At 72.2% G+C, this 11,756-nt stretch carries 6 protein-coding genes; 5 read left to right on the top strand and 1 reads right to left on the bottom strand.

Annotated elements, in window-relative coordinates; all coding sequences use genetic code 11:
* Window positions 1-57 precede the first annotated feature (57 nt).
* Complete coding sequence (locus tag ACFCZN_RS17030; RefSeq protein ID WP_429764618.1) at window positions 58-1,317, bottom strand: CDP-glycerol glycerophosphotransferase family protein; 1,260 nt, start codon at window positions 1,315-1,317, stop codon at window positions 58-60.
* A 174-nt stretch (window positions 1,318-1,491) separates the two neighbouring features.
* On the opposite strand from ACFCZN_RS17030, the gene ACFCZN_RS17025 reads away from it, so the two are divergent.
* The 5 genes from ACFCZN_RS17025 to ACFCZN_RS17005 all read left to right on the top strand — a co-directional run bounded on the left by ACFCZN_RS17025 (window position 1,492) and on the right by ACFCZN_RS17005 (window position 11,737).
* Window positions 1,492-2,490, top strand: coding sequence for an ABC transporter permease (locus ACFCZN_RS17025; protein ID WP_429764619.1), 999 nt, complete (start codon window positions 1,492-1,494; stop codon window positions 2,488-2,490).
* Window positions 2,483-3,451, top strand: a complete 969-nt coding sequence (locus tag ACFCZN_RS17020) for an ABC transporter ATP-binding protein (RefSeq protein WP_429764620.1) — start codon at window positions 2,483-2,485, stop codon at window positions 3,449-3,451. Before ACFCZN_RS17025 ends, ACFCZN_RS17020 begins: the two co-directional genes overlap by 8 nt.
* A 171-nt stretch (window positions 3,452-3,622) precedes the next feature.
* Complete coding sequence (locus tag ACFCZN_RS17015; RefSeq protein WP_430557530.1) at window positions 3,623-4,012, top strand: hypothetical protein; 390 nt, start codon at window positions 3,623-3,625, stop codon at window positions 4,010-4,012.
* 14 nt (window positions 4,013-4,026) lie between these two features.
* Window positions 4,027-9,123 (top strand): CDP-glycerol:glycerophosphate glycerophosphotransferase, encoded by a 5,097-nt coding sequence (locus tag ACFCZN_RS17010; protein ID WP_430557529.1) that lies wholly within the window; start codon window positions 4,027-4,029, stop codon window positions 9,121-9,123.
* Window positions 9,116-11,737 (top strand): glycosyltransferase, encoded by a 2,622-nt coding sequence (locus ACFCZN_RS17005; RefSeq protein ID WP_430557528.1) that lies wholly within the window; start codon window positions 9,116-9,118, stop codon window positions 11,735-11,737. The genes ACFCZN_RS17010 and ACFCZN_RS17005 overlap by 8 nt, the downstream gene beginning before the upstream one ends.
* The last annotated feature ends 19 nt before the right edge of the window (window positions 11,738-11,756 follow it).

The raw sequence follows: 11,756 nt of genomic DNA, 5'->3' as shown, positions 1-11,756 counted from the left end.
GGGACGGACCGATCATGGATCGGTCCGTCCCCTCTCTATCTCGGGCGAGGAGCCTCTCTATCTCGGCCCGGACAGCAGCCTGTCCCGGCGCGCGACGCAGTCCGTCACGAACTCCAGGAAGCGTCGGCTGCTGTCGCCCCGCGCGAACCCGAAGTAGTGGTCGCGCACGCGCCCGCGGGCGTCGTGGTGGGGGTCCTGGGCGAGGTTGGCCGCCAGGAGCGTGCCGACGTCGCCCACGGTGTCGCGGTCCACGATGTCGACGACGCTCGCGACGGGGGCCTCGGCGACGATCCGGGCGCGGTCGGTGCGCCGGTCGGTGAGGACGATCGGGACGTCGGGGCGCAGGTAGAGGAAGTCGAGGCCGACGGACGAGATGTCGGTGACGAGCAGGTCGGCGTCCTCGAAGAGGCCGAGGATGTCGGCCTCGAGCGGCAGCTCGTGCGGGGCGCCGGCCTCCCGCGCGGCGGTGACGAGCCGCACGATCTCGGCGTGGGCCTGGGCGACCGCCGGTTCCTCGGCGGTGAGCACGCGGGGGTGCGGCTTGTAGACGAGCCGGACGTCCGGGCGGTCCAGGAGGGCGCGCACGATCGCGGTGCCGTACAGGTCGACGGACGTGTAATTGTTGGCGTCGTCCTCGCCGGACCAGGTGGGGGCGTAGAGCACGGTCCGGCGACCGTCGGCCGGCGCGAGCGCCGGCGCCACGTCGAGGTCGAGCTGCGGGCGGCCGCACACGACCAGCGTGTCGAGGTCGAAGTTGATGAGGGCGCGCCGGTGGCGCTCGATCGCGGCCTGGCCGGCGACGACCACGTGGTCGTAGGCCTTGGCCTGGTTGGAGACCATCGAGATCTTGTCGGACTCGCCGTGGTTGACGTGCACGTGCAGGGCCCGCTGGTAGATGAGCGACTGGAAGTTGCGCCAGCCGTTGTTGACGTAGACGACCGTCTTGACGTCGATCTGCTCGTAGAGCCGGCGCAGACCGTCCAGGCGCCGGACGAATAGCACGGGCAGGTCGGTGGTCTCGCGGAGCTGCTCGGTGAGCTCCCAGTGCCGGGTGACGATCGCCACGGGGTGCTGCGCGGCGACCCGCTCGAGCACGGGCAGCCACTGCCGCAGCTGGTACCCCTGGTTCGGGGTGTCCGCGAAGTACGCCACCACGGGGAACGGGGGCAGGCCCTCCAGCGCGGGGGAGTGCTCGGGCTCCTCACCGGCGATCGTGCTGGTCACGACCCGCTTGACGCGCGATCCCGCGGTCAGCAAGATCTGTGCGGCAAGCTTGCGCGCGCGGTCCGTGATCGTGGGCTGCTGCGGTGGCGTCACGTGCGACATCCGTGCCTTCCTGGTGGCGGGTTCCCGTGGCGCGACGAGTATTCCACGGGACCCTGAGGCGTCCCCGAGGGGGCGCCGGCGCGAAGGGCGCGCACCTCATCGCTGTACTATCGACAGGGCCCGGCAGCCGCTGGCCGTACCTCGGAAGACGGGTATGCAAGTTACGTGACCACCGACACCACCACGGACGCCGCCTCGGGTGACCGCGGGAAGCCGGAGCCCGGTCGTGACCCGCTCCGCCCGCCGGAGCCGGTCGTGCCGGACACCACCTCGCAGGAGCGACGGGCGATCGCGGAGCAGTTCGGGCTGCAGCAGATGGGCGTGCGCCCGCCGCTGGGCAAGTACATCCGCGACGTCGCCTCCCGCTGGGCGTTCATCCGCGTCCTCGGCACCGCGACTGCCTACTCCAAGAACCAGAACAACTACCTGGGTCAGCTGTGGGCCGTCCTCAACCCGATCCTCAACGCGACCGTCTACATCCTCATCTTCGGCATCCTGCTGGGCACGACCCGCGGGCTGGAGAACGCGATCGCGTTCATCGTGATCGGAACCTTCCTGTACCGGTTCTTCGAGCAGTCGGTGCACGCCGGGTCGCGGTCGATCGCGCAGAAGACGAACCTCATCCGGTCGCTGCACTTCCCGCGCGCCGTGCTGCCCATCGCGCAGGTCGTCTCGCTGCTCACCACCCTCGTGCCGGCCCTGGTGGTCATGTGCGCGATCGTGCTGCTCAGCGGCCTGCTCCCGAAGTACCCGATGGAGCACATCACCTGGAGCTGGCTGCTGCTGCCGGCCATCGTGGCCCTGATGTGGGTGTTCAACACCGGCGTCGCGTTCATCGTCGCCCGGGCCGTGGCGATCACGCCCGACCTGGACAACATCATCGGCTTCGTGCTGCGCCTCGTGATGTACGGCTCGGGCGTGATCTTCCCGGTCACCCACTACGTCTACCGTCTGCCGGAGGCGGTGCAGCCCGTCATCGGCGCGATCCTCGAGTACCAGCCGATCGGCGTGTTCCTCTACGTGGCGCGCTCGATCCTCACGCAGGAGCCGTCCATGCCGCAGGACCCGTGGATGTGGCTGTGGGCGGCCGGCTGGGCGGTCGTGACGTTCGTGGTCGGGTTCATCGTCTTCTGGCGCGGAGAGGAGCGGTACGGCCGTGACTGAGTCGGATCTCCATCTGGACGTCGACCTCGACGAGGAGTTCGAGCCCGAGGACCTCGAGGGCCCGAAGCCGGTCGCGACGGTCGGCGACCCGGTGCTCGTCGTCGACGACCTGCACATCGTCTACCGCGTCTTCGGCGGCAAGGCGAAGCAGGTCGCCGCCAAGGGCGCCGAGAACGTGCGCGAGGCCAAGGCCCCCAAGCGTTCCCTCCTGCGCCGCCTCGTGAGCTCGACGTCGCAGCACGTGGGCGCGGTGAGCGAGGTGCACGCCGTGCGCGGCATCTCCTTCGTCGCCCGGCACGGGGAGTCCATCGGCATCGTCGGCATCAACGGCTCCGGCAAGAGCACGCTGCTGCGCGCCATCACCGGCCTCATCCCGCCGCGGTCGGGCGGGGTGTACGTGGCGGGTGAGCCGGCGCTGCTGGGCGTCAACGCCGCCCTGATGCCGCAGCTCACGGGCGAGCGGAACATCTGGATCGGCGGCCTGGCCCTCGGCCTCACCCCCAAGCAGGTCGAGGAGCGCTTCGACGAGGTCGTGGAGTTCGCCGACATCGGCGACTTCGTCTACATGCCGATGAAGACGTACTCCTCCGGCATGGGGGCCCGGCTGCGGTTCGCGATCTCCTCGGCCGCGACGCCCGACATTCTGATGATCGACGAGGCGCTGGCCACCGGCGACGCGGCCTTCAAGGCGCGCTCCAAGGCCCGCATCGACGAGGTCCGCAAGAACGCGGGCACGATCTTCCTGGTCAGCCACTCGATCAGCACGGTCGAGGCGATGTGCACCCGCGTGCTCTGGGTGCACCAGGGGCAGCTGGTCATGGACGGCGGCACGGAGGAGGTGCTCGCGGAGTACCGCAAGTTCGTCCGCGCGCACCGCCTGGCGCGGTCGTCCGCGCGTGCCGGCGGGGTCGGTCCGCGGGCGCGCTCGAAGCAGCGCCCCAAGAAGCAGGCCGCGTCGTGATCTCGTAGGGACCGGGCCTCCCGCGAGGCCTGCGACCCACCCGTTACCATGGGCCGGCGAGCGACCCCTGCCGCCGCGATCGGTCCCGGCCGGTCCGGTTCGGAGCCGCCCGACCCGGGATGGCGCGCCAGCGACCGTCGACAGCCCACCGCATGCTAGGTGTCTTCCACTATGTCCTTTTCGCCTCGCCAGCTCGCCGCCGTCGCCCTGATGGCGGTGTGCATGGTCGTCGCCGTGCTCGTGTGCCTGTTCGCCCCGGTGCAGGTGGGCCTCATCGCCGTGCTGGTCACGGTCGGGGTCTGCACGGCGATCGTCCTGCTCTTCCTGCGCAAGGTGCTCTCGGCCGTCTACCGGCTCGGGCAGAACGGCGCACGGAGGGAGTCCGAGACGTCGCGCTCGGCGGGCCGGGCGACGGAGCGCGAGATCGCCCTGGTGAACGCGCGTCTCGAGCGGATCGAGGAGCACCTCCCGGAGCGGCTGGCGGCACGGATCGCGTTCGAGCTCGCGCGGCCTGAGCGGGACGCGGCCGGCACCCCCGCCGCGGGCTCGGCCGACCTCTAGGACGCGGCACCGACATGTCCATCCCCGCAGCGCCGCAGTCGTTCGCGCACGCCCACACCGACGAGCCCGCGCCGGCGTTCCAGGAGCTCACGCCCGACGAGTTCCTCCTGCTGAACCGCCAGTCGCCCTGGCGCGCGCTCGCCATCGGCAGCCGCATGCGCTCCGCCGCCTACCTGGACCTCCTCGCGCTGGACGGCACCGGGTCCGCCCACCGCTGGGAGCCGCTGCGCCAGGCGATCGTGTCCGGCGTCTCCCGGGAGCAGCTGCTGCGCTGGGACGTGCCCCGCGTGCTCTGCGCGGCGTTGCTCGCCTGCGTGCTCGAGCCCGAGCGCCGGAACCTCGACGCGGCCACCAGGGTCATGATCACGGCGCTCGACCGGTCGCAGCTGTGGGACCCGGGCGCGTCGGCGGCGCTGCGGCTCGCCACCCAGGTCGCGGTGTTGACGCGTGCCGAGGCGCTGTTCGAGGAGCTCGCCTCGTTCCCCACCGCCGAGGAGGGGATCGCGTGGGCGGGCCGCGCCGACCTGCTGCGTCCGTCCGGCACGGCGGAGCGCACGACGGCGGACCAGGCCTCCGCGGTCGTGGGCGACGGGCTCGAGCGCTGGTGGGCGCTCTTCAACAAGCCTTTCACCGACCGGGGGCTCGCCCCGTTCGTGCTCGCGGCCCACGAGGTGGACGAACCCGGCGGGGTCTTCGGGGCCGTCGAGGCACCCGAGGCCGACTCGTGCAGCGTGCCGGACGGCGAGCAGCCCCTGGTGACGGTCATCGTGCCGACGTACAACCCGGACGCCGGCTTCCGGCACACGATCGACTCGCTGGTCCGCCAGTCGTGGTCGAACCTCGAGATCCTGGTCGTCGACGACTGCTCCACGAGCGGCAGGGAGCACCTGGACGGCAGTGCTGCGGCGGACCCCCGGGTGCGGGTCATCGCGCGGGAGCACAACGGTGGTACCTACCAGGCGCGGAACTCGGGGCTCCGCGAGGCGCGCGGCGAGTACGTGACCTTCCAGGACGCGGACGACGTCTCCCACACGCAGCGCATCGAGCGGCAGCTCCTCCCGCTGCTGGCGGACCCGCGCAAGACCGCGTCCACGTCGAGGAGCCAGCGGGTGCTGAGCACCGGCGAGGTCACCTACCTGGGCTACTCGCCGCACCGGACCAACGAGTCGTCGCTCCTGTTCCGTCGGGAGGCCGTGCTCGAGCGGCTCGGCCAGTTCGACGACGTGCGGAAGGCCGGGGACAGCGAGTTCTCCGAGCGCCTGAAGCGGTGCTTCGGGAGGTCCGCGGTGGTGAACCTCCCCGAGCCGCTCGGCCTGGTCCAGCTCAAGCGCGGCTCGCTCTCGCGCTCCGACTTCCGGCCGAACTGGATGTCGGGTGCGCGCCTCGCCTACAGCAGGCAGTTCGGTGCCGCCCACAGCCGCATCAAGGCCGCGGGGTCCGAGGACTGGAGGCTCAGCGACTCGCGTCCGTCGATCTGCTGGGCACCTCCGGCCGTTCGCGGCGAGGCGCCGGTCGAGCGGCTCTCGCACGCGGTGCTGGCCGACTGGAACTCCGCCCTGGAGGGCTCCCGGGACGGTCTGCACCGGCTCCGGACCCTCCTGACCGGGACGGACGGCCCCGTCGGCCTGCTGAGCGGGTCCCGTCCCCGGTCCAGCCGCAACCTGCGCACCGTGCAGCCGCGGCGCCGGATCATTGACGCGGTCGAGCAGGGCGAGCTGCGGTGGATGAGCTGGCGCGACACGACCCACGTCGAGAACCTCATCGTCGACGACCCGGAGTACCTCCTCGCGCTGCCCGCCGAGCCCGAGGTCGGGCTCGTCGTCGACCGGGTGCACCTCGTGCTCGACGAGACCGTGCGGCGCGTGGACGAGCCCGTGCTGCCCCCGGTCGCCTGGTGCGAGGAGCAGGCCCGGGCCGTCTTCGGCGCGCCCGTCAGGTGGAGGGTCTCCTCGCCGGAGCTGTTCCGGTACCTCCAGGGCCAGGGGGCCGACGTCGCGCTCGTCCAGGGACGGGCGGCCGACCGGAGCACCCTTCCGGCGCACCCGAGGATCGGCGTCGTCCTGCCCCGGCACGTCGACGGCGCAGGCTGGAACCTCGGCGTGCTGCGGTCCGTGTTCGTGGGCTCGGGCGCCTCCGAGGTGGTGTTCTACGACGAGGGCAGGCGCCTGGCCGGGGAGCGGGCCGAGGCCGCGGGGGTCGCCGTGGTGCCGAGCGACCAGCTCGACCGCGCGGGCTTCCTGGACAGCGTCGACGTCCTCGTGCCCGACATGTTCGGCCAGCGGCTCCACGCCGCCGAGTCCTGGCTGTGGCTCGCGCGCGAGCACGACGTGGTGCCGCTGCTGCCGGACGGGCTCGAGACGATGCAGCAGGTCCCGGTGCTGCGGTACTCCGCGTTCGGTGCGGGGGAGGTGGTCTCGGCCCTCGCCGCCGATCCGGACCTGGCCCGGCTGCTGCCGGGCGCGGGCTCGATGGACGAGCGTGCCGACGGCCCGACGACGGGGCCGACCGGGGCCTCCGCGACGAGCCGGGCGTCGGACCGGTCGACGCGGGTCCGCTACGTGGTCGTCGGCGAGGACGGGACGCTCGCGCACCTGCGGACCCGGCTCTCCCTCGCGCAGATCGAGCGGGACCCGGATCTCCGCACCGTGCCCGACCGCTCTTTCGGCGCGCTCGCCGAGGCAGGGGTCTTCGCCGGCCTGGCCCCGGGCGACCGGCTGTGCCTCGTCGACGCCGGGGTGGAGTTCGAGGCGGACGCGTTCGACCGCCTGGACCCCGACGCGGTCGAGGACCTGCACGTGTTCACCGACGCGTCCGTGGGCCACACGCTCCACCCGAAGGCCGACCTCGGCGGCGGCGTGCCCCTCACCGAGAACGCCCCGCTGTGGGTCGGCTCCAGCCCGGTGCTCGTCCGCGCGGACATCCTCTGGGCCGCCGTCCGGCGGTACCCGGCCGCGCGCACGCGCGGCGTCGCCTTCGCCGCCGCGCTGTCGATCAGCGGAGGGTTCGGCGTGCTCGGCGAGGTGCGCTCCCACGGCGTGCTCGACGACGGTGCGGAGCAGTCCGCCGAGGTGCTGACCCGGTCCTGGTACCTCGACTTCGCGCGGGACTGGGCGGACCTCCTCGAGGGGACGGCCGACCTCGGCGCGAGCCACGCCTACCTCCAGCGCCTGTTCGTGCACCTGCTCGCCGGCCGGATCCGGCTCAACACCGGCGGCACGCCGAAGCGCATCTTCACCGAGGAGGACCTCGCCGCCTACGAGCGGGTCCTCTCGCGGGCGCTGCGGCACACGGCCGACGAGCTGATCTGGGCCCCTCGCCGCCCCACCCGGATCCCGTCCCCGACCGTGCGCATGCACCTGCTGCGGCTCAAGCACGGTGCGGCGTTCGAGCCGGTCCTGGGCCAGGACGCGCGGGGCCCGTACGCGGAGTTCCGCGGCCTGGAGCTGGAACGCCCGGACGCCGTGACCGTCTCGATCGACTCGATGGACGCCCGCGACGGCATCCTGACGGTCAGGGGCCGGATCCCGCTGGTCTTCAGCCACGCCGGGCACCGGCTCGAGGTGCACGTGGGCGGACGCTCCGTCCCGCTCGCCGACCGGCAGCGGTACGCCGACACCTCGCTGCACGGGGTCGCGCTCCACCGTGCCTTCACCTTCACGGCGACGATCCCGTTCGCCGAGGCCACCGGTCGGCTGGAGCTCCGGTACGCGGCCCCGGACGCGTGTTCCGCCCCGCTGCCGCTCCGCTTCACGCGGGCGACCGCCAAGCTCAGCGACCAGCCCGGGGCGTACTGGGCCGTCCCGGGGCTCGGGATCCTGACGGTGGGTCGCCGCGGGATCGACATCGCCCCCTACTCGGAACAGGCACGGGACACGGCGGAAGAGGCCCTGCAGCGTGCGTTGCGGGAGTCCGGCGACCCGGTACGGATCGGTGCCGCGCGGCTCCGCGGCGAGTACTTCACGAGCCTGCCCGACTACCGCGGCCGCACGATCTGGATGTACGCGGACCGCATCGTCAAGGGTGGGGACAACGGCGAGTACGCGTACCGCTACGCGCAGGCGCAGGCGCAGCGCGACGGGATCGAGACGCACTACGTCGCCCAACCGGGCACGGCCCTCGCGGCGCAGCTCGACGCCGACGGCGTGGAGTACCTCGCCTTCGGGACGGACCGGCAGCGGCTGCACTATCTCCACGCGTCGATCGTCTTCGCCACCCGCATCGGGACGAGCAACACCTTCGGGTTCCAGCTCGACCAGACGTACTTCCGCGACCTGTTCGACGCGCGCGTCGTCTACATCAACCACGGGCTCGTCGTGGACAAGCTCGACAACCTGCTGAACATCGGGTTCTCGAACTTCGAACGGGTCTGCGTGGTCTCCGAGCTCGAGCGTCGGAACCTCCTCCAGGCGAACTACGGGTACGAGGCCGACCAGGTCGAGGTCACGGGGTTCGCCCGCTACGACGGGCTCCGCTCCCGGGCGGAGCGCACGATCCTCCTCGCGCCGACCTGGCGGACGTACCTGCACAGCCCGCAACGGGGCGTGGAGCAGACCCTCAGCCACCGCGCCTTCCGGGAGACCGACTACTTCCGGGTCTTCGACTCGCTCATCAACAGCCCGAGGCTGCACACCGCCCTCGAGAAGCACGGGTACCGCTTCCTCTTCCTCCTCCACCCCAACACCGGGACCCAGCTGACCGACTTCGTCTCGCAGAGCGAGCACGTCGAGGTGCGTGCCGCCACGGAGGACGTCAGCTACGAGGAGCTCCTCACGGGGTCGGACCTCATGATCACCGACTTCTCCGGGGTGCAGTTCGACTTCGCGCAGATGCACAAGCCGGTGCTGTACTACCAGCCCGACTCGATCCCGCCCCACTACCCCGCGGCGTCGTTCGACTACGCGACCGACGCGTTCGGCGAGGTCGCGAAGTCGGAGCAGGACCTGCTCGACCTGCTGGAGCGCTACCTGGAGCGGGGCTGCGCACCGGAACCGGAGTTCGAGGAGCGGGTCGAGACGTTCTTCGCCTACTTCGACCACGACAACTCGAAGCGCATCTACGAGGTCGGGCTGGAGCTCGAAGGCCTGAAGGAGCGGAAGGGCCGTGATGACTGACACCGAGGTGACCGACATCGAGGTGACCGACGTCAATCGCCCCGAGGGCGAGTGGGACGGGCTTTCGCCCCACACGAGCCTCGTCATCGCCTGCTACCGCGTCGGCCCGTACCTTCCCGCGTTCCTCCGGTCGCTCGACGAGCAGGTCGCGGCGCACGCGGGGTACGAGCTGATCTTCGTCATCGACGGCTGCCCCGAGGACTCCGAGGACGTCGTGCGGGCCTGGATGCCCACCACCGACTACGCGGTCCGCGTCGTCACGAAGCCGAACGGGGGCGTGGCCTCGGCCCGGAACACGGGCCTCGCCTGGGCTCGCGGCACCTGGGTGTCGCACCCGGACCCCGACGACCGGCTGGACCCCCGCTACCTGCTCGAGATCGAGCAGGCACGGGAGCGGTTCCCGGACGAGACGATGTTCGTGGGCCGGGCGATCCTCACGTCGCCCGACGGTTCGACGATCGGGCACACGCTGGACGCCCGGTACGTCGACGCCGTCAGCTCGGTCATCGACCTGCGTCGGCAGCCGCGCAAGATCCACACTCTCGGTGGTGTCGCGTTCTTCCGCCACGACGTGATCTCTCGCCACGGCCTCCGGTTCGACGAGCAGATCCTGCAGTCCTCCGACACGGACATGATCGGGCACTTCCTGCTCTGCAACCGGGCGCGATACGTGCTCGTCCCGGGGGCGGAGTACTTCTACCTCCGCCGTGCCGACGCGTCCTCGATCGTGTCGAAGCACAGCGGCAACATGTCCCGCTACGCGTCGCTGTTCGGGATCTCGCACCGCGGCATGCTCGACCGCGCCGGCGACGAGTGCCCGCCCTGGCTGGCGAACCTCCTGCTGTACTTCGTGTTCATGCTGTTCCGCCGGAACCGCCGCGCCAACACGCCCGTCGACCTCGCCTCCGAGGATCAGCTGGCGCTCATCCGCGAGCGCCTGGTCGAGAACCTGCGGCAGATCGGCGCCGAGAACATCAGGGGCTTCGACATCTTCGCGGTGCCGCTGGAGATGCGGTATGCGTGGCTCTCCGCCGTCGAGGACGTCTCGTCCTCGCCCGTGGAACGGCTGCGCTGGCACCCGGAGCGGGGCGCGTGGCGCGCGGCCGTCTACGGGAGCGACCACGACTTCCCGGAGCTCCAGGTCGTCGCGGGCGAGGCCGAGGTCCTCGAGCACAGGAGCCGCGGGGTCGAGTACCTCGGGAAGACCTGGTTGTACCAGCTGGTGCTCCTCGTGCGGATGCAGCGGGGGGACGCCGTCGGCCTGGCCTCGACGGAGCCGCGCTTCACGCTCGAGCTCGACGGCACGATCCTGAAGGCCGGCGACGTCGACGAGCGTGCCGGGAGACGGCCGCCCATCGACGTCAAGCCCGCGGCGCGGAAGCCCGAACCGGCCACCGCCACCACGCCGGCCCCCGCGCCGTCGCCGGGTGTCGAACCCGGGTCCGTCGTCTCCCGTTGGCGGCGCCTCGCGCGGGCCGTGACCGGCTCCGCGGCGCCGCCACGCGCCGCGGTGCACGCCGTGCCGCAGGCCGCGCGCGGCGAGACCTGGGTGTTCGTCACCGGCGACGACGCCGACGCCGTGCCGTCGCAGAGCGAGCTGCTCTACGAGTACGCGCAGGAGCGGGCGTCCGACGTCGAGGTGCGCTTCGTGACCGAGGCGGGCTCCGAGGCGGAGGCACGGCTGCGCCGGGCGGGTGTCCGGTGCGTGACCGCAGGGTCGGCCGAGCACGCCTCCCTCCTGCGCCGGGCGGACCTCCTGGTCACGTCCCGCATGACACGGCGTGCGCACGTCCCGCTCCCGGGGCACGGGATCCCGCGGGAGTGGCGCGTGGCGCTGCTGCCCGCCGCCGGGGTCGGCAGGCTGCTCCATCGCGACTCCTGGGCGTCGCAGGCCGACCTCGTCACCGTCTCCTCGGCGATCGAGCTCGTCCGCGCCGGCGGCCCCTACGGGACCCAGGCCTTCCTCCCGAGCGAGGTCGCGCTCACGGGGCTGCCCTCTCACGACCGGCTCGAGGAGCTGCGGGCGCCGGCCGAGCACGTCGTCGTCGCGCCCGGCTGGCGGTCCGGCACGCTGCGGCCGACCGACCCGGAAGCGGCCGGGAGGGCGATCGAGGAGTTCCACGACCTGCCATTCGTGGCCGCCTGGCGGGAGCTCCTCGGGTCCGCCGAGCTCGCCGCTCTCGCCGCCCGGGAGGGGCGCCGCGTCCGGCTGATCCTCCCGTCGGGGGTGGGCCCCGAGGTCTTCTCGCCCCCGCCCGGGGTGGAGCTCGTCCCCCAGGACGACGAGCTGGAGGCGCTGGCCTCCGCCGCGATCCTCGTCACCGACTACTCCTCCGCGCGTGCGCTCGACCTGGCCTATCTCGGCCGGCCGACGGTCTATCTCCAGGTCGACCGGGAGGCCGTGCTCGGCGCCGCCGACAGCGCGCGATCCCGGGCGGCGGGGTTCGAGTCGTCCGGGTTCGGCCCGGTCGTCACGAGCCCCGAGGACGCCTGGAACGCGGTCGTCAGCACCCTCGAGCGCCTGCCCGACCGGTACGCGGAGCGGATCGACCGCGCGTTCGCCTACCGGGACGGCAAGGCGCGCGAGCGGATCCTCGAGGCGTTGCGCGGCTGAGGCCCGGCGTCCCGCGCGG

Source organism: Isoptericola sp. NPDC056134 (assembly GCF_042264825.1).
GTDB classification, from domain to species: domain Bacteria; phylum Actinomycetota; class Actinomycetes; order Actinomycetales; family Cellulomonadaceae; genus Isoptericola; species Isoptericola nanjingensis.
This window is presented reverse-complemented; position numbering and strand designations above follow the sequence as displayed.

Bases quoted from the DNA above. Each gene is read 5' to 3' on its own strand.
- ACFCZN_RS17005 (WP_430557528.1), top strand. From the start codon at position 9,116: ATGACTGACACCGAGGTGACCGACATCGAGGTGACCGACGTCAATCGC.
- ACFCZN_RS17015 (WP_430557530.1), top strand. From the start codon at position 3,623: ATGTCCTTTTCGCCTCGCCAGCTCGCCGCCGTCGCCCTGATGGCGGTG.
- ACFCZN_RS17010 (WP_430557529.1), top strand. From the start codon at position 4,027: ATGTCCATCCCCGCAGCGCCGCAGTCGTTCGCGCACGCCCACACCGAC.